Below are 17,413 nucleotides of genomic sequence, written 5' to 3'. Positions count from 1 at the left end.
CTATGCACCGCCTGCGTACCGTCGCCCTCACTCTGTTGGGGGCGTTCGGCCTGCTTGTCGCGCTGAGCGCGCCCGCGCTCGCGCACGTCACGGTCACCGCGCCCGGAGCGATCAGCGGCGGCGGCGACCAGGAGATCACCTTCCGCGTCCCGGTCGAGGAGGCCGACGCGAACACCGTCGGGCTGACGGTGCAGCTGCCGACGGCCACGCCGATCGCGTCGGTGGACGTCGCGCCGGTACCTGGATGGACGCACGTCCAGAAGACGGAGAAGCTGGCTAAGCCGATCGTCACTGACGACGGCAACATCACCGAGGCCGTCTCGCAGATCACCTGGACGGCCGCGAAGGGCGGCGGTCTCAAGCCCGGCGAGTACGGCGAGTTCACGATCATCGCCGGGCAGCTGCCGAAGGCGAAGTCCCTGACCTTCAAGGCCATCCAGACGTACAGCAACGGTTCGGTGGTGCGCTGGATCGAGACGCCTGCCCCGGGCAGCACCGAGGAGCCCGAGCACCCGGCGCCCGTGCTCGAGCTGGGCAGCGCGAGCACGGCCGGCTCGTCGACGGAACCGTCGGTCACGGCTACCCCTCAGGCGAAGAGCGCAGACTCGGACGGGGACAGCAACACCGGGCCGGTCGTGCTCTCGATCATCGCCCTGGTGGTCGCGGCCGCGGCCCTCGGATTGGCCGTGGTGTCCCGGGCGAAGGGTCGGAAGACAGCGTGAAGGTTTCGGCGGCTGCGGTCGCGAGTGCGACCGTGGTTGCCGTGCTCGGCGCCGCCGGCCTCATCCTCGGTCAGACGTCGGCCGGCTCGGCCACCACGACGGGCCCGGGCCGGGTGTCGGTCGTCGACGCGTACGTCCGCGCGCCGGTGCCACCGACGAAGCTGGCCGCCGGGTACTTCACCGTCTACAACACGACGGCCAAGCCCGACCGGCTGCTCAACGTGCAGACCGGCGCCGGCGCCACCGCCACGCTGCACGTCGTGGGCGCGAACGGCGACATGTCGGCGATGAGCGCCAACGGCGTTGAAGTACCGGCGCACGGCACCTTCACACTCAGTACCGGCAGGAGCCACGTCATGATCGGGCAGCTTTTCGGCCCGGTCGTCGCGGGTCAGACCGTCGACATGACTGTGCAGTTCCAGAACGCCGGAACCATCAACGTGGTGGCGCCCGTCATCGCGGTGGGTGCCCCCGTTCCAGCGGCCGCCGAGCCGGCCGGACAATCGTCGAGGACCATGAACATGTCGGGAGACCACTCGTGACTCGCCGTTCCACCGCGCTCGCCGCCCTGCTGCTCGTGCTCGGGCTGTTGGTCGGCGGCTGCTCGAGCAGTGGAACGGGAAAGAGCGCCACCGGATCGCAGCTCAACGACCAGGTCAACAACGGCAATAGCAAGTACGACGGCTTCGGGCTGACGCCGCCGCAGCCGCGCCCGTCGTTCACGCTGACCGACACCGCGGGCACGTCGTTCGCCTTCGGCACGGCCACCCGCGGACGTCCGACCCTGTTGTTCTTCGGTTACACGAACTGCCCCGACGTCTGCCCCACGACGCTGGCCGACATCTCGCAGGCGCTGGCCAAGGTGCCGGCGTCGGTCGGTGCCAAGACGATGGTCGTCTTCGTGTCGACGGACGTGAAGCGCGACACGGGACCGGTCATTGCCACCTGGCTGAAGACCTTCGAGGCACTGGCCGGCAAGAGCAAGGCGACGTACGTCGGCCTGCGTGGGACCCAGCAGCAGATCGACGCCGCGCAGGCCGCCGCGCACATCACCCTGGCCGAGGACGACGGCGCCACCCACTCGGCGCAGGTGCTGCTCTTCGGGCCGGACGACTACGCGCGGGTGTCGTTCCTGCAGAGCACCACCGAGCGAGAAGCCATTCGGCACGACCTGCCGATCGTAGCCAAGCAGTAATCCTGACGGCCTGAGGCACAATCGTCCCTCGTGACCGGAGACCTTTTATGAACTGGAACGCTGCTCGCCCGTGGCTGGGCACCGTCGCTCGGCTCGTCCTCGGCGTGGTGTGGATCTGGGCCGCGTGGTCGAAGATCCGCTCGCCACGGACCTTCACGCAGGCCGTGCGCGCCTATGACGCGACGCCGGAGTGGCTGTCGAGGGGCATCGGCTACGGCCTGCCGATCCTCGAGCTGGCGCTCGGCGTGCTGCTCATCCTGGGACTCGTCACGCGCATCGCGGCAGCGGTGTCCGGGGTGCTGTTCGTGGTGTTCCTGATCGGGCTGATCCAGGCGTCGATCCGCGGGATCAAGCTGGAGTGCGGTTGCTTCGGCGGCGGTGGGACCACCGGCGGCGGCGGCACCGAGTACACCCTCGACATCCTTCGCGATCTCGGGTTGCTGGTTCTTGCGGCATACCTGGTGGTATGGGCGCTGACGTATTTCTCGCTCGACGGTTACATTGCCCGCAACGACATCGTCGAACCGCCCTCGGCAAAGCGATTGCGTACCGATCAGGGACGGCGCAAGTACGAGGCGCAGCTGGCCGTCCGCAGGGCCCGTGCCGCCTCGCGGACGCGCTGGCTGGAGGGCTCGTTGGCCGGCGTCATCGTTCTCGTCGTCCTGATCGGCATCGGGGTGCAGAGCAGCCGGGCCAAGATCGAGGGCTCGCTGACCGCGAAGAACGCCACCGTCGCCAACGGGGTGGTGTTCGGCAAGAAGGCCGCCGCGACCGTCGACGTCTACGAGGACTTCCAGTGCCCGATCTGCCTGGCCTTCGAGCAGTCGGTCGTCACAACACTCGACAAGGATGTGCGGGCCAACAAGGCTCAGGTGCGGTTCCACACGATCTCGATCCTGGACCGCTCGTCGAGCGGCAACCGCTACTCGAGCCGCGCCGCCAACGCCGCCCTCTGCGCCTCCGACATCTCCGTCGAGAAGTTCGTCGCGTTCCACAACGTCCTGTACGGCAAGGTCGGCGGTAAACAGGTGCAGCCCGACGAGGGTGAGAACGGGCGAACCAACGCCCAGCTCTCCACGTACGCCAAGGCGGCCGGCATCACCGGCGCGGCCCTGACGACGTTCCAGGGTTGCGTGTCGAACGAGGACCACAAGGCGCTCGTCGAGGCCCTGACCGAGCGCGCCTCGCGCGACGGCGTCAACGTAACACCGACGGTGAAGGTGAACGGCAAGTCGATCGGCCACACGCTGTCGGCGTTCAACGCGGCCGTGGCCAAGGCGTTGAAGACCGGCCCGGCGCCGAGTCCGTCCGTCACGCCGTCACCATCGCCTACGTCCAAGGCTGCGTCGCCGTCTCCGTCGCCTTCGGCGTCATCGACCAAGTCGGGCTGACGCTCGTCGACGACAAGGGCCCGGTCCGCGGTAAGCGGGCCGGGCCTTCGACGTCAGTGGGACTTACTTGTTGGCGGCTTCCTTGAGGGCGCTGCCGGCGGTGAGCTTGACCGTCTTGGCGGCCTTGATCTTGATGGTCTCGCCCGTGGCGGGGTTGCGGCCCTCGCGCTCGGCGCGGTCGCCGACTGCGAGTGCGAAGAAGCCCGGCACGCTGACCTTCTCGCCCTTAGCGGCGGCGCCCTCGAGCGTGGACTGGAGCGAGCGGAGAACGGCGTCGACCGTCTTCTGCTCGAGGTCGGCGGCGTCGGCGACAGCTGCCACCAGTTCCTTGCGGTTCACGAGGTCTCCCTTGGGTCGGTGTGTGTCATGCAGCCCCAGTATGGCCCGCACCTCGAAAATCCCCGTAATCCGGGGGGTCTAGGCGTTGGGCGTGTCGTGGCCAGCGCTGCCCGGTGGTTTCCACGTGTGGTGCTCCGTGTAGTGTCGGACAACGGCTGGTTCGGAGGTTCGAGCAGCTGTGCAAGGGGCTGTGGCGCAGCTGGTAGCGCACCACACTGGCAGTGTGGGGGTCAGGGGTTCGAGTCCCCTCAGCTCCACCGCGAAGGCCCCGGAATTCGGGGCCTTCAGTTGTTTCCGCGGGTGCTTGAGGTGGCGATTGACCCTCATTTGACCCTGAGACCGGCCGTCACGAGGTGACATACGCCGGCGTTGAACAGCCCTGGACGACCGGATTTGAGGGTCGAGGGTCGTCAAACGGCTCGGATCTTGTTCAAGTGGTGGTGTCGAACCGCAGTGCCCGACCGTTCCGTCGTCCCGCTTGGCTGCGGTCACCTCAGGAGCCCACCTGGCAGTGTGTGGGCGGTGGCGACTGTGGCGGTCGTCTGTGCACTGTGGCGCACAGCGTTTAGGCCGCTATAGCGCTGTAGCACCTGTTGCTACACTTCATGCATGAGCGAGCAGATCAGCCAGCGGGAGCTTCGCAACGACAGCGGTCGGATCATGCGCGCGCTCGACGATGGCAACAGCTTCGTGGTGACTCGTAACGGCCGGCCGGTGGGGGAGTTGCGCCCGTTGCGTCGCGACCGGTTTGTGGATGCGGTGACGGTGGCCGAGGTGTTCCGGCATGCCCCGTCGTTGGACTGGGACACGGTCCGGGAGGATCTGGACCGTCACGCCGATCAGGACGCTTCGCCTCGTGGCTGACCGGCTTGAGCGGGCGCTGCTCGATACGTCGGTCGTGATCGACTTGGATCGCATTCCGGTCGACGCGCTGCCGGTACAGATGGCGGTGTCGGCTGTGACCATGGCCGAGTTGGCCGCCGGCCCGGCGGCGGCCGGCGATGAGACTGAGCGTGCTCGGAGGCAGGACCGGTTGCAGCGGGCTGAGGCCACCTTCGATCCGTTGCCGCTCGACGTTGAGGCTGCTCGCGCCTACGGCCGCGTTTACGCGGCCGTCCGGGCGCAGGGACGCAACTCGCGTCGGCGGTTCGCCGACTTGCTGATCGCCGCCGTCGCGTTGGCGAACGATCTGCCCGTCCTGACCCGCAACGCCGCCGACTTTGCGGGCCTCGAAGACCTGGTCGAGATAGCCGAAGTCTGAGATCACTGGGCCCCCGACGAGAGCGCGCGGGCCGCGACCTCGACATCGCGTATGTGGACGGATCGATGCTCTGTATCGCCGATTCTGACCGGCGGAGCCAGCCAAGCGCAGCTTCAAATTTGTGCGAATATGCGCGGACTCAAGTCGTTTGTCAACACGGTGGTAAACATCTCTACGAGACCTCCAGCGGCTCTGTAACCAGCCTGCTGGTCACATTGATTTGCGTGCACTTGAGAGCTATTTGATGTTCGATGAGCCGATTCCTACGTAGGTCAGACCTACGGCCTCCTATTGCGGAGGGCGCGATGCGGCGTTCGACCACTCCGTGAGGACTTCCGGCACGAGCCGCCGTTTGAACCGCAGACGCTTACCAGCGTTGATTTGCCGGGCGAGATCGGCCAACTCGAGCGGGCTCTCGCGGGGCCACTCGTTGCGGATGGCCTCGGTGACGAGCTGCGCCGGGTTGAGCTGATGACCATGATCGTGGAAGTACGTCAGCGCCTGGACTGCCATCGATCGTTCGCGTGAGTCTGCCAGCCCCTGATTGACAATGGGCAGCAGGCTGATGCCCTTCACCATTGCTTTGATCGCAGGTGACGCCTCCGGAACGGTGGGCACAAACTCGCCGCCGAGGTGTTCGGCCTCGTGCGCCGTGATCCAGGGCGCGTGCTGCTCGAAGGCGCGTACGAGCACGATCGCATCGACGTCGCGGGTGCGTTCGATGTTCAGGACCTCATCCAGATGAAGACACCAAGCGATGACCGTGCCGCGCGGCCGAGCAGTGAAGCGAGAGTGACGATTACCCGTCGTCCCGATCGGAACGCCGGTGTGCTCAAGCCATGTTGAGGCCGTCACCGCCGAGGTCGACGGCGCAATCAGCGAGGTCGGCCCCACGCTCGTCCAGGATCGAGCTAGCTCGAACGACTCGACGAGTGCGCAGTGGGCTTCGATGTAGGCGCGTTGCATACTTCGCAAGCTAGCTGCGGGTGCCGACATCTTCGCTGGCCTGCGTGCCGATGGTTCGGGGTGTCGTGGCGAGCTGATCTCTGCGGCGCCCCACCGACCAGCCGTACCGTGACGAGCGTTCGAAGACCGGGTGACCACGCAGCAAAACAGACAGTTGACTGCGGCTAGCCGTCGTGAGTCCGAGCTCTGCGCCGATCTCGCCCATCGTCAATTCGGGTCGGCGTGCAAGCAGGGACGCCACGATCATTTCGAGCCGATCGGGCACGAACTCCGGGATCAGTCGGGTCGTTTGCAACTCCGCTCGTGCTCGGTCGCTGCGCTCGATCGCTGTGCCAATCCGTTCGATGATCGGCTCCAGCCCGTCGGCGATGCGTCGGCGTCGTTCAGGTGGAGACACCAGTACGTACATCGTGCCGGCAAAGACCATGGTCAGACCGAGCCACAGCGTCGCCGGCCGGACCTTCAGCCTCACCGACGTCCATTTGACGATCTCGTTGGTGCCGCCTCCGGTGACGCAGGCCAGCATGCCGATGCTGCGCTCGTTCTCTGCTCGATCGGTGGTCAGCGACAAGTGCACGAGTCGCCGGTCGTACGCCTCGCGCGTGGGCGGTGCCAGACCCGGGCGACGCAAGTCCCGGTCATGCGAGTAGACCGCCCGGGCGGCGACGAGTCGGGCTACTTGAACGTGGGCGATATCGTCGGGATCGGTGACGTCGGACGCATCGGGCATCCATTGCCCATCGTCGGGTGTGGGCGTCGAGACCACCGGGATGCGTGGCAGGTATGTGGTCGTGATCAGGGTGCGAAGTGCCTCGTGGTCGACGTCGTTGCCGCGCGCCGACTTGGCTGACATCCAGCCGATCTCATGGAAGGTCTGCTCTGACATGAAGGCGATCGCGGTACCCGCGTCGATAGCGCGCAACAGTTCCGACGGCCGGCCGGTTCTTAACACTTGGCAGGCGTCACCCAGGACGACGTCGGTGTCAGCAACCAGCACTTCTGGGCCGGCAGCACGCGCCGCCGCCCGGAAGACCTCGTTGATCATTGGCACGGTCCAAGCGTAGGTAGCCCATGCGACAACATTCGGCCCCGCCGACCGACTGACGTCGCCGGACGACCGCTATGAGGCGGGCGTTCCGAGACTCGTAGCACTTGGCAGGAGCGGAAGGGCATCGGCGTAGCGCTGACGGATTGAGCTCAGCGACTCGTCGGTGGATGGGTCGTGCTCAAGCGCGGCGATCAGGTAGTCGAGGCGCCGCTTGTTCTCATCAATCACGTCACGCCACTGGCGAACGTACGCGGTGACGCGGGGTGCTCCCGGCTTCGGCTCGGGGGCCCAAAACCGGCCGACGTCTTGACCGTCGGGGTGAATTCGATTCTTTGCCACATCGTCAAGACGCGCGCCCACCAGGATGATGTCCCACTGAGCCGTCGAGCCGGCGAACTGCGGATTGGTCGCGAGGGCGTTCGCGTAGTCCTCAACCTGATCGAGCTCTCGACGGCCAATCGGCACGTCGGGAGCTTTCAGTTCAACGATGAGATGCCGCACCCGATCAAACTGCTGCGCCCGCGCGGCGAGGTGTAGGTCGACGCGACCAGACTTGCCGTCCCATCGCTTGACGGGCACGGCGTCCTTCTCGGGCAGACCTTCGAGCCTCAGGTGCGTCCGAAGCACCTCGGTAAGGCCCTTCTCGCTATTCATCATGTTGTAGCCCTCACCGAAGATCCAGAGTTCGCCCTCCAGAATCCGATGTAGGTGGTCCCGCTCGCCGACGACATCGGAGTCAACGGGGTCGAAGATGAGGTGATTCAGTGCGACCAGGAACTTGTTTCGGCTTGAGATGATGTTGGCCGACTTGATGATGGCCGGGAGCGTGGTTTCTCCGAGCAGAGCGGTAAACGCATCAAGATCGTCGGGCTTGAGAGCGGTGACCTCCCCGAGCGCTACAGCCAACTTCACCGGGTCGTGCCGGATCGCGTCGCGGATCAGCGTGAGTGTCAGTCGGGCCGCGACCTTGTCCTTGCGGGCGATGTGCGATCCGAGGGCTCCGGACACGACGTCGAACACTGCCCGCTCGGCTTGCTCGGGCTCGGAGGTCGGCTCGTCTGTGTAGGGGTAGACGCCAGCTTCCTTGTACTCGCGTACACGATCTCGTCGGCGCTCCCGAAGCCGGGCTGCGAAGTGATCTCTGATCGCCTGCCGAGCGGCCTGCCACAGATCGCCGACCGGCGATGGTGCCATGTCACCCAGGGGCAGCAATGACACCTTGTCCTGCAAGCCCGCCCACGAGACGTAGGCCGAGAACGGGAAATGTCCCTCGACCTCCGAGCCAGGCTCCTCGAAGGCGAAATGCTGACCGTCGGTGCCGTAGTAGATAACGCGGTGCTTTCCTTGCCGCCATTCGATGATCCGTAGTTGGAATTCGCCGAGCTCGCCACCTACCGCGATCGGGAGGGTGAGGGAGGTATCGGCCGCGATCTCCTCGGCCGGATCGAGCGAGCCCCCGTCGTAGGTGATCGCGAGTGCCGGCTCGGTGAGCAGGATCGGGGCGAAGTGGGAGCGCAGAGTTGGCATCGCGGCGTTCGCTTCCAACGGACGTAACTGACGCTGCTCGTCGTTGTAGGCCGCGAACCTGGTGCGGCTCGGTCCGTCGTCCAGCGGGACGGCGTTCCAGCTGAACACGTTCCGGTTGGAGCGGCGTCCGTTGATCTTGATCTCGAACCACTGACCGGCCGTGTCGCAGCTGCGGCTCTCCCAACTGACCCGCGCGCCGAGGGCGGAGGCACGAATCCGGCCCTCGCCGAGGCTGCCGTGCAGCCCGCGGACGTCGTTCTTGGACTTCTCGGCGAACGCCTTCCAGGAGTCACCGATGTGGCCGAACGCGGTGTCGACCTCGTCGCGACTGATCCCGTGGCCGTCGTCCTCGACGTGAATGGAGTTGATGCCCTCCCACGCCCCGTCCCGTTCAATCCGGACGACGACGTTCCACGCCTCGGCGTCGATCGCGTTCCAAATTAGCTCGACGATGGCGCGAACCGGATCAGCCTCGTGTGCCAGCCGCGCGACGTGACCATCGCTTGCCTGCAGGACGAGTTCAGCCATGATCCGGAGACTAGATCAGGGGACCGACGACCTCGGTCAGGTCACTCGCCGGTGCACCGCGAGGCGGGGCTCACCACTGGGCCGGCTCTCTACGCGCCGGTCGGCGGGGACGGGGCAGGCGCCTCGTCGGGCGATGGGACCGGTAACGCGGGCTCGTGACCCCCGATGCCCCGCCACGCGAGCACCGTCCGCGGGATGATGCCCAGCACCGACTGCGTGTGGTTCTGGCGCGACGGCGGCATTGCCATCGCGACGACCAACACGACCGCGATAGCAATGACCACCGCGACCCCCAGCACGATCATCAACATGTTCAACACCCCCTCGTCCGGCCTGTCGCCATCCATATGACCGACCTCGTTGGCGTCCTGTCCACCCGCCCGGTACGCTCGTGATGTGCGGGCTTGATCCGCATGGAGCCGCGTCATCTCCTCATATCGCATAGCGCAGCTCTATGCGGATCAAGCGCGGCGTATCAAGCCAGGCGAGGGGCCTCAGATTGTGAGCGAGATCACAGTTCGACAGCGTCGGTTGGTCGGATTGGAAGACGAGAACGACCAGCCCGGTCTCGATCGTCGCGTGCGCAACGGGATCCAGGAGACCTGGGATTTGGCTGGCCCGGTGGCCCTGCCGGACACATTCGTCTACCGGGAGCGTTCGAGCGTTCCGTCTCGCGCGGAACGCCCCCCATGTTCGGGACTGATCGCGCCGCGCGGTCAGACGTTGCGGCTGCTGGTGACGATCGTTGCCGACGCTTATCTGCGCACGGGAGCCGATCCATCGAAGATCACCCGGGACATCGAGCGGTCCGAGAATCAGCTCGGGTGGCTCGATCTCCTGGCCGTCCCGGCTGTGGCCGGCCGAGACCGAGTGACGGTCCGCAAGGCTGAACGGAACCGGGCGGCGCAGCTACAGACGGCCCTCGGACGGCTCGAGCAGGCCCGGCTCGTAACCCCGAGCGCGACGAGGACCGGCCGGTTGCGGATTCGGCTCAACGACCTGGGTGGCGATGACGGCCTGGCGACACCACGGCCGTTCTCCGTGCCGGGTCCTCACCAGTGGTTCGGCGTGCCGGCGGCGTTCTTCTGCAACGGCTGGCTCTGGTGCCTCGAAGACTCCGAGATCGCCACCTACTTCATGATTCGCCAGAAGGCGGCTCGACACCCGGGGCATCACGCCAACGGCGGCGTTTTCGTGGTGGCCGAAGACCGCGAGTTCAACTACGGCATCCTCAAGGACACCTACGAGGCCCATCGTCGCCTTGAGGCGTTCAATCTGATCGAGCGGATCGACGCGCCCGGGCGGCGAGAGGATGGCCGCATCACCGGCTACACCGGGTCGAGTCTCGCGCTCGCTCATCGGTTCAAGCTGAAGGATCCGACGCTCGACAACGAGGCGTTGCCAATGGTGCTGGACGGGCTGCTCGAGTTGAACTTCGACTTCGGCAGCTTCGAGGGATTGATGCCCACCTTGGGTCAGAAGTCCGACGCGGAAGGTCAGCAGGCGGCCGAATCGTCCCCAAGCGTGTAACGGACCTCAATTCCGTCCGGGCCGCCGATCACCTCGAACGAGTCGTACAGCTCAAAGCCGATCTTGTCTTCCATCGCGAGCTGGCCGAGTCTCACCTCTTCTTCTGATCCGGCGCTCGACCCAAGTAGCCCGGTCAGCTGGAGTGCCGGTCCGATCAACGACACGTAGGAGACCCAGTCGCCGCCGTCATCGTCAGGCGGCATTCCCCGGGAGATGACCCCGATGATCACGCCGTCGGCATCGATGACAGGGCCGCCCGACATACCGTGCTCGTCGTGCGCATTCGTCATTACGGCAGGGAAATTGATCGCAGACGAGTCGCGGCGGACCGGATGGCGTTCGATGACGGGACCGCTCGACTGGACCAAGCGCCGCTCGTAGTCGATGATCGCCGCCGTCGCGATCGGCGCACTCCCGCTCATGCCCGAGCGGGGGTAACCGAAGCCGCGGAGCTTCTCCTCTTCGCCCGGCATTCGGGCCGCAAACTTGTTAGCAGGAAAGCTCATCGTTTCGCCGTCCATCTCCGTTTGGACACTCACTAGCGCAAGGTCCGCGGTGGGGTGTTCGTCGATGGCGAGGACCGGTATGAGCTTTGCCTGGACATCGCCGTTCGGCAGCGGCTAGTCGAACTCCCAAATGATGAACAGGCCGGCGCGCCCGTCACGCAACTCGCGGGAACTGCGACGCTGCGGGTCTTCGAGGATGTGCTTGGCAGTGATAAACCAGCCGCCGATCCCGATCGAGACCGCCGACCCCTGCGGGTAGAACCGCTCGTCTTCCCAGCTGACCACGGGTACGACTGTCCGCTGCAGATCGACGTACTCGCCGAACTCTCGTCGTCCCGGATCGCTCTCGTAGCCCGCCACAACGCCCAGTCTGTCAACCGGCGGTCGCGATTACAGGGCCGCCCGGTGCGCGATTCGCCTGATGCGTGGACGCGGCGCGCTTGATCGTGACTCCCGGACCCACACGGGCAGTTGCCCGGGATGGTGCGCGGGCCGTTTCTCGATTCGGGTGTCGGCCAGGCCATACGATCAGGCCGCGATCGAGGGAGTGGGTCATGTCTACACAAACGCCTGGCCCTGATTGCAGCCAGCTTTAGAGAAACGACGTTATCTATATAATAGGGAAACTAAATGTGCAAATCCCGCGTATTAGTAGATAGAGAACGGTCCCGATCGTACGGGTACCTCGAGCCGCGCCGATGATGAGCGGCGATCACGACCTCTCAATCGATCAACTGCGCGACATCGTGCAGGACGCCCACCTGAACTTCTTGGTCGGCGCCGGGGCGTCGAGCGAGTACTTCAGCGTTCTCGGCGATACGGAGAACCTCCTCGCCGAGATCGACAACTCGACCGCGGGCGAGGCAGCGAGAACTCGCGCTCGGGCCTCGATCTACGCATCGTTCTTCCAGTCGGTCTTGGTCAGGAATCGTCAACTTATTGGTGCAGACGCGGGCGCTGCCCGGGTGCTTGAGAGCTACACGCTCTTCCTGCAGACGATCAACCGCGTACTGCTGCGTCGACGTAGCTCGATCATCAACAAGCAGGTCAATGTTTTCACCACCAACGTCGACCTGACGATCGAGGTCTCCGCCGAGAAGCTTCAGCTCGAACTGAACGACGGCTTCTCCGGACGGTTCAACCCGCGCTTCAGCACCACGAACTTTGGCGCTGTGCTGTCGCGCCGCAGCCTGCAGTACGACAACCTGTCCGAGATTCCGACCTTCAACCTGCTCAAGCTCCATGGCTCGGTCGGCTGGATCACCGCCGATCACGACCCTGACGGCGATGAGGCGCGTACCGACATCCTGTTCGAGCCGTCGCTCGCCATCATCGATGAGCTCGACTCGATGCTCGCCGAGATCGATGATCTCTTACTCCCTGTGGCCGGAGAGACGACCGCGCAGAGCCTGTTGGAGGCCGAGCCGGCCGCCGACGGAGCTGATCGAATCGAGGCCTTCCTTCGCCGGTATGAAGACCTACCGATCGTGAACCCGACGAAGGCCAAGTTCCAGCAGACCGTGCTCAACCAGAACTACTACGACCTGTTGCGCATCTTCTCGAATGACCTCGAGAAGGAGAACAGCGTCCTCTTCCTCATCGGGTTCTCCTGCCGTGACGAGCACATCCGTGAGCTGCTCGTCCGGGCCGCTCGCACGAACCCCACGCTGCAGATATTCATCTTCGCCTACAAGCCGGCATCGATCTCCGAGATCGAAGGGCGCTTTGCTGGGTACCAGACGACCAACGGCAACATCCGGGTCGTCGGCCCCGCCCAGGCCGCTGAGGGCGAGGACCAGGAGTCCTACGACCTCCGAACCATCACCCGTCGCTTCTTCGAACCGCTGGTGCCGCGCCCACCCCGGCGACCTGATGCGACGGTCGAGGTCAACGTCGCGTTGCGGGAGCCACTGGTACCTGGCCATGACTGACGACCGGAGTCTGACCGACGACTCCGTGTTCAAGGTTGGCCGAGTCGTCGGCGTCCAAGGCCGGACAGTTCGCATCTCCGTCGATAAGGCCAAGAACGGCTCGCACCTGCTCTACCGCGGCGACGTGCTGCGCAATGTGGGCGTTGGCGGATATCTGAAGATCAGCAAGGGCTTCAGCGAGATCATCGCCAAGGTCGACGGCGAGACCGTCGCTGAGGCTCACTCCGACACCGCTTACCGCAGTCAACAGGACCGCGTCGAACGCGTCCTCACCGTCAGCCTGGTGGGCTTCTTCACGGCGGATTCCTTCCAACGCGGGGTTCGCGAGCTGCCGCTCGTCGACAACGAGTGCTTCCTGCTCACCGACGAGGAGTTCAACCGCATCCACAGCTTCGTCGGTGCGGGCGATGCACCGTTGACCATCGGCAAGTTGGCGATGGAGAAGGGCCAGCCCGTCCGGATCGGTGTCAACGCGCTATTCGCCAGCCACGTCGGCATCTTCGGCAACACCGGCAGCGGCAAGTCCTACACCCTGGCCAAGCTTTACCACGAGCTGCTCGCCACCTATCGAGACTCGGCGACGTTCAGGAGACGCGCTCGCCTGGTCCTCATCGACTTCAACGGCGAGTACGTCAACCAAACCGACACGGGCCCGGCCGCCCCCAGCGGATCCGTCATCATCGAGGACGCGCTCAAGACCGAGTACGTCCTGTCCACGCGTGACGACAACGGCGATCGTCTCCCGGTGTCACAGGCAGTGATGGAAGACCCCATCTTCTGGACCGTCCTGCTCGATGCCACCGAGAAGACCCAAGCCCCGTTCCTGCAACGTGCCCTCCAAAGCGACTACTGGGAGCGGCGCCTTACCAACGAGACAGAGCTCAAAGCGGCGATGGGCGGCATCGTGTACGCCGCAATCAAGAGCAACGACGCCACCCTCGACAAGGGACTGATCGTCAAGTTCCTCGAGGAAATCGAGAGCTGCCTCGGGAGTAAATCGCCCCGACAGCTTCGCGACTACATCACCGACATCCAGACCAACCTCGGCTACCACAGCCGCGACCGCACCTACTACTACAAGCAATCTGGCGTCTCGAACGTCTACGCCAACGAGCCCGGCAACGACACCTTCTTCCGGAGCCTCACCTACGACAAGTTCGCTGCGATGCCGATCGCCCCGGACGGCCTCCAGGATGTAGATCGGATCCGGTTCAAGATCGTCCTGCAGTACTACTCCGACATCTTCAACGGCTTCGCCAACCGCGAGCATCTCGGCCCGCTCATCAAGCGACTCGAGACCCGCATGCCGCGGATCAAGCGCCTGATCGAGGTTTCAGACAACGAATTGCTGGCGTCACCCCTCACCGTCATCTCGCTCCGGCATGTCAGCCTGGAGATGAAGAAGGTGCTCCCGCTGCTCATCTGCCGACAGATGTACGACGCCAAGAAGGCGCGGCCCGGCACGTCGGACTACCTCAACATCATCGTCGACGAGGCGCATAACATCCTGTCGTCATCGTCGGCCCGCGAGAGCGAGGCGTGGAAGGACTACCGGCTAGAGACTTTCGAGGAGATCATCAAAGAGGGCCGCAAGTTCGGTGTCTTTTTGACGATCGCCAGCCAGCGGCCCCACGACATCTCCGAGACGATCATCTCCCAGTTGCACAACTACTTCCTGCACCGTCTCGTGAACAACCTCGACATCATGGCCATTGAGAAGGCCGTGTCCTACCTCGACCGAGTCTCGTTCGAGTCGCTTCCGATATTGCCAACCGGCACGTGCGTGTTGTCGGGGATCTCGGCGCAGATTCCACTCGTTGTCGCGATCGACCGGATTGATGACCGATTCGAGCCCAACAACCGCACCATGACACTGGTGGACAAGTGGTCGATCGGCGAGCCAGAGGACGAGCCTGAACCCGACCCCATGGTGGACGACGAACCTCCCTGGTAAAGCTATCGCTCACCGATCTAGGGGGTCGGCGGCACGGGGTCAGCGAGCCATCGCGTCGGATGGACTACCGCACGGCGACCGCGAAGGTCGTCTACGTGCCGACTACGACCCAAACGCTGCTTCAACTCCCACATTTCTGATCAACACGAGAGTGCCGAATTCGCCGTGGCCACGATCAACGACGGCGTTGTGACCTGCCAATACGTTTGCGGCGTCGGTGTGAATTTCCCTGAGCCCGATGTCTGGGGCCATACGAACCTGACGGCAATGCGTGCGGAGCAGGTACAGCCAAACTTCCAGGATCAACGCGTGAGATCGGTGCGCATGTCCGAGCACGAGTCCTTGGACGAACACCCAGCCATCAGCTTCGCTAGAGATCACCTAAACCGAATTAATCGCTGAAGTCGGTCTCTTGATCATGGACGGCTCCAGCGCCAGAACGCTTCATCTGCATGCGTCGTGCCTCAGGTCCGGACCGCGCATAGCGAGACGGATATCTCGCACCGCAGGCAGGCTGTGCTGGGCAGGGCCGAACTAGCCATAGGCCTTCCTTCAGACGCCCGGGCCAGTGATCGTCTGCGAGTGAGGTGAAGCCCGGCTGACCTTCTAGGCCCTCTCCAGGATCTGCTGTCACGCCAGAGACGATCTTCGGGCCAACCAAGATCGTTTTGGTTGCATTCTTGGTTGCAATAGAACCGGACATATGGGGTTCGTGGGCAACCGTCGTTGTTCGTTGATCTTATTGGAGGTCAACGTTTACGGGATTTTGGACTTCGGCGGCCTTGGCCGAACCCCCCGATCTTGCTCTGCTCGACCCGATGCCGTCTTCGCCGAGGTGTCCGAGATCCCCTTCGCCGCGGCCCTTCTCGGCCGTTCGTGCCGGGAGACCAGGAATACTGACGGCCGACGACGTGGCCGAACGGACGCGGCGCCGGCCGAGACGGAGTTGCAGCGTGCGAAGCAGAGTTCAGAAGATATCGCCGACGAGGGCGACTGAGTTGTTGGCCTCCAACACCTCGAACCGGCCGCTGTCGCGGTCGACGGTGCGGTCTTTCGCAGACGCGATGCATCGCGGCGAGTGGTTGGTGACTCACCAAGGAATCGCGTTCGACACTCGCGGCGTCCTGGTCGATGGTCAGCATCGCTTGGCGGCGGTGGTGGAGGCGGATCTGACGGTGGAGATGACAGTCTTTACCGAGGTGGAGCCTGACACCTTCGACGTGCTCGACACGGGCAAGAAACGGAACGCAGCTGACGTGCTGGCGATCGAAGGGGAGAAGTCGACGACCCTGCTGGCTGCAATGGTGCGCACCGTCTGGCAGTACCAAAACCGACCGGACCAGTCCTGGTCCGGCGGAGCGGCCGGCGTGACCAACCACCAGATCGTGAAAACCCTTGAAGCGAACCCCGCGCTTCGCGACTACGTCGCATTTGCCGACCGGGTGGCGTCTGAGACAGGGATGATCAAGTCAGCTGCGGGCGCTGCGGCCTACCTGGTGGACCAGGCCAACGTCCGGAAGAAGACCCGGATGGGGGAGTGGCACGACGGGGTGATCGACGGGGCCGGCCTCGACAAGACCGACCCGAGGCTGATGTTTCGCAAAGCAATGTTCGCGATGGCCCGCAAGCAGGCCGGCGTGGTGCAACGTCGACGGGACACCCGCGAACACGTCGTGCTGTACCTACGGGCGTTCAACGCCTGGGCGACCGACGAACCGCTAGCGCAATTACGGTATGCGCCACGCGATCCCGCACCGACAGTGACGAAGCTCGGCTGATCAACTCGATCGCGGCTCGGTGACCGTGGACCCGTCGCACGTGAGCATGCCCCACGGGCACCGGAAGTTCGACCCCCTCGCAGGGGCGCATAGAACGGCTCATCCGCATGCTTCGCACCAGCATTCGGCGCGTACGGCGGACATCGCGCCAGGGCGAGCAGGGAAAATGGTGGCCCGGAAAGGTGTGGCTGCCCATTTCAGGCCGCATGCGGTCCACCGTTGGCGGAGCCGGTTGACACCAACGCGATAAGGGGTCCAGACGGGATGCGGATGAGTCGGCCGGCGCGAAGTACTGGGGTCGGCCATTTGTCGGTGCGCACCAATTCGTAGGCCAACGTTCGGCCGATCCCCAGGATCTCGGCAGCTTGAACGACGGTCAGCATTGGCGGCAGTGAACTCCCTGCCTTGTTCTCCGACATGGCACTCCCTTGGATCGGCGGGACCGGAGATGGTCCTCATAGGAGTAGGCGCAAAAACGGGCTCATTACTGACACCTGCCGCCCAACTTCCTGGAACTCGTCGAGCGCCTATCGGTTATCTCGAGGACCACGGGGGCGGCACGGCGGTGCTACCTATGCGCGACGGCCCCCCCGGGGGGCTATCGCGGCTGCCACTGTTGCAGCTACATCAACACCTCGGCTGCGGCGCGCGGCAACGCGTACAAGGTCTGCCACCGCGCGCCGGGGGAGAGTCCCGCCGAGTGGTGTAAGTCGGGTTCCTGATCGTGGTGACCGGTG

At 64.6% G+C, this 17,413-nt stretch carries 17 protein-coding genes, 1 tRNA gene and 1 pseudogene; 11 read left to right on the top strand and 8 right to left on the bottom strand.

What is annotated here, in order from left to right; translation table 11 throughout:
• The first annotated feature begins 2 nt into the window (after nucleotides 1-2).
• From ACFFC4_RS00095 to ACFFC4_RS00080, 4 genes are read left to right on the top strand one after another with little or no spacing between them, the layout of a single operon-like run.
• Nucleotides 3-722, top strand: coding sequence for a YcnI family protein (locus ACFFC4_RS00095; RefSeq protein ID WP_375496547.1), 720 nt, complete (start codon nucleotides 3-5; stop codon nucleotides 720-722).
• On the top strand, nucleotides 719-1,264 hold the full coding sequence (locus tag ACFFC4_RS00090; RefSeq protein WP_375496546.1) for a copper chaperone PCu(A)C: 546 nt from the start codon (nucleotides 719-721) through the stop codon (nucleotides 1,262-1,264). Before ACFFC4_RS00095 ends, ACFFC4_RS00090 begins: the two co-directional genes overlap by 4 nt.
• A complete protein-coding gene (locus ACFFC4_RS00085) occupies nucleotides 1,261-1,917 on the top strand; it encodes an SCO family protein (RefSeq protein WP_375496545.1) in 657 nt (218 codons plus the stop codon). Before ACFFC4_RS00090 ends, ACFFC4_RS00085 begins: the two co-directional genes overlap by 4 nt.
• Before the next feature lie 47 nt (nucleotides 1,918-1,964).
• Complete coding sequence (locus ACFFC4_RS00080) at nucleotides 1,965-3,308, top strand: MauE/DoxX family redox-associated membrane protein (RefSeq protein ID WP_375496544.1); 1,344 nt, start codon at nucleotides 1,965-1,967, stop codon at nucleotides 3,306-3,308.
• Nucleotides 3,309-3,371: 63 nt separating this feature from the next.
• Here ACFFC4_RS00080 and ACFFC4_RS00075 read toward each other — a convergent pair whose 3' ends face one another.
• Nucleotides 3,372-3,647 carry an HU family DNA-binding protein gene (locus ACFFC4_RS00075; protein WP_375496543.1) on the bottom strand — a complete coding sequence of 92 codons (276 nt, stop codon included), beginning with the start codon at nucleotides 3,645-3,647 and terminating at the stop codon, nucleotides 3,372-3,374.
• 184 nt (nucleotides 3,648-3,831) lie between these two features.
• Between ACFFC4_RS00075 and ACFFC4_RS00070 the strand changes: the two genes are divergently transcribed.
• From ACFFC4_RS00070 to ACFFC4_RS00060, 3 genes are all read left to right on the top strand, one after another.
• Nucleotides 3,832-3,904 (top strand) — tRNA-Ala (locus ACFFC4_RS00070).
• 352 nt (nucleotides 3,905-4,256) lie between these two features.
• Nucleotides 4,257-4,511: a type II toxin-antitoxin system Phd/YefM family antitoxin gene (locus tag ACFFC4_RS00065; RefSeq protein ID WP_375496542.1), complete on the top strand. Its 255-nt coding sequence runs from the start codon at nucleotides 4,257-4,259 to the stop codon at nucleotides 4,509-4,511.
• A complete protein-coding gene (locus tag ACFFC4_RS00060) occupies nucleotides 4,504-4,908 on the top strand; it encodes a type II toxin-antitoxin system VapC family toxin (protein ID WP_375496541.1) in 405 nt (134 codons plus the stop codon). Before ACFFC4_RS00065 ends, ACFFC4_RS00060 begins: the two co-directional genes overlap by 8 nt.
• Nucleotides 4,909-5,196: 288 nt before the next feature.
• Here ACFFC4_RS00060 and ACFFC4_RS00055 read toward each other — a convergent pair whose 3' ends face one another.
• The 5 genes and pseudogenes from ACFFC4_RS00055 to ACFFC4_RS00035 all read right to left on the bottom strand — a co-directional run bounded on the left by ACFFC4_RS00055 (nucleotide 5,197) and on the right by ACFFC4_RS00035 (nucleotide 9,324).
• Nucleotides 5,197-5,802: a hypothetical protein gene (locus ACFFC4_RS00055; RefSeq protein ID WP_375496540.1), complete on the bottom strand. Its 606-nt coding sequence runs from the start codon at nucleotides 5,800-5,802 to the stop codon at nucleotides 5,197-5,199.
• Between the two features lie 82 nt (nucleotides 5,803-5,884).
• On the bottom strand, nucleotides 5,885-6,925 hold the full coding sequence (locus tag ACFFC4_RS00050) for a hypothetical protein (protein WP_375496539.1): 1,041 nt from the start codon (nucleotides 6,923-6,925) through the stop codon (nucleotides 5,885-5,887).
• A gap of 69 nt (nucleotides 6,926-6,994) precedes the next feature.
• Nucleotides 6,995-8,557 carry a histidine kinase gene (locus ACFFC4_RS00045; RefSeq protein ID WP_375497150.1) on the bottom strand — a complete coding sequence of 521 codons (1,563 nt, stop codon included), beginning with the start codon at nucleotides 8,555-8,557 and terminating at the stop codon, nucleotides 6,995-6,997.
• A gap of 42 nt (nucleotides 8,558-8,599) precedes the next feature.
• Nucleotides 8,600-8,977: pseudogene (locus ACFFC4_RS00040) on the bottom strand (ATP-binding protein); the annotation flags it as partial.
• Between the two features lie 89 nt (nucleotides 8,978-9,066).
• Nucleotides 9,067-9,324: a hypothetical protein gene (locus tag ACFFC4_RS00035; RefSeq protein ID WP_375496538.1), complete on the bottom strand. Its 258-nt coding sequence runs from the start codon at nucleotides 9,322-9,324 to the stop codon at nucleotides 9,067-9,069.
• A gap of 631 nt (nucleotides 9,325-9,955) precedes the next feature.
• Between ACFFC4_RS00035 and ACFFC4_RS00030 the strand changes: the two genes are divergently transcribed.
• The gene (locus tag ACFFC4_RS00030) at nucleotides 9,956-10,507 is read left to right on the top strand and encodes a hypothetical protein (protein WP_375496537.1); all 552 of its coding nucleotides are present in this window, start codon (nucleotides 9,956-9,958) and stop codon (nucleotides 10,505-10,507) included.
• Here ACFFC4_RS00030 and ACFFC4_RS00025 read toward each other — a convergent pair.
• Both ACFFC4_RS00025 and ACFFC4_RS00020 read right to left on the bottom strand, forming a co-directional pair.
• Nucleotides 10,474-11,079, bottom strand: coding sequence for a serine protease (locus tag ACFFC4_RS00025; protein ID WP_375497148.1), 606 nt, complete (start codon nucleotides 11,077-11,079; stop codon nucleotides 10,474-10,476). The two genes, ACFFC4_RS00030 and ACFFC4_RS00025, sit on opposite strands and share 34 nt — an antisense overlap.
• 48 nt (nucleotides 11,080-11,127) lie before the next feature.
• Entirely contained in the window at nucleotides 11,128-11,373 is a 246-nt protein-coding gene (locus tag ACFFC4_RS00020) for a hypothetical protein (protein WP_375496536.1), read from the bottom strand.
• A 338-nt stretch (nucleotides 11,374-11,711) separates the two neighbouring features.
• On the opposite strand from ACFFC4_RS00020, the gene ACFFC4_RS00015 reads away from it, so the two are divergent.
• The 3 genes from ACFFC4_RS00015 (at nucleotide 11,712) to ACFFC4_RS00005 (ending at nucleotide 16,676) form a co-directional block, all read left to right on the top strand.
• The gene (locus ACFFC4_RS00015) at nucleotides 11,712-12,944 is read left to right on the top strand and encodes a hypothetical protein (RefSeq protein ID WP_375496535.1); all 1,233 of its coding nucleotides are present in this window, start codon (nucleotides 11,712-11,714) and stop codon (nucleotides 12,942-12,944) included.
• Nucleotides 12,937-14,898: an ATP-binding protein gene (locus ACFFC4_RS00010; RefSeq protein ID WP_375496534.1), complete on the top strand. Its 1,962-nt coding sequence runs from the start codon at nucleotides 12,937-12,939 to the stop codon at nucleotides 14,896-14,898. The genes ACFFC4_RS00015 and ACFFC4_RS00010 overlap by 8 nt, the downstream gene beginning before the upstream one ends.
• Nucleotides 14,899-15,962: 1,064 nt before the next feature.
• Nucleotides 15,963-16,676: a hypothetical protein gene (locus ACFFC4_RS00005; RefSeq protein ID WP_375496533.1), complete on the top strand. Its 714-nt coding sequence runs from the start codon at nucleotides 15,963-15,965 to the stop codon at nucleotides 16,674-16,676.
• Nucleotides 16,677-17,413: the final 737 nt, after the last annotated feature.

Source organism: uncultured Jatrophihabitans sp., from assembly GCF_964244045.1.
Lineage (GTDB): Bacteria > Actinomycetota > Actinomycetes > Mycobacteriales > Jatrophihabitantaceae > Jatrophihabitans.
This window is presented reverse-complemented; position numbering and strand designations above follow the sequence as displayed.

Coding starts and splice junctions, on each gene's coding strand:
- ACFFC4_RS00080 (WP_375496544.1), top strand. CDS start 1,965: ATGAACTGGAACGCTGCTCGCCCGTGGCTGGGCACCGTCGCTCGGCTC.
- ACFFC4_RS00005 (WP_375496533.1), top strand. CDS start 15,963: ATGCATCGCGGCGAGTGGTTGGTGACTCACCAAGGAATCGCGTTCGAC.
- ACFFC4_RS00065 (WP_375496542.1), top strand. CDS start 4,257: ATGAGCGAGCAGATCAGCCAGCGGGAGCTTCGCAACGACAGCGGTCGG.
- ACFFC4_RS00095 (WP_375496547.1), top strand. CDS start 3: ATGCACCGCCTGCGTACCGTCGCCCTCACTCTGTTGGGGGCGTTCGGC.
- ACFFC4_RS00015 (WP_375496535.1), top strand. CDS start 11,712: ATGATGAGCGGCGATCACGACCTCTCAATCGATCAACTGCGCGACATC.
- ACFFC4_RS00010 (WP_375496534.1), top strand. CDS start 12,937: ATGACTGACGACCGGAGTCTGACCGACGACTCCGTGTTCAAGGTTGGC.
- ACFFC4_RS00035 (WP_375496538.1), bottom strand. CDS start 9,324: ATGGATGGCGACAGGCCGGACGAGGGGGTGTTGAACATGTTGATGATC.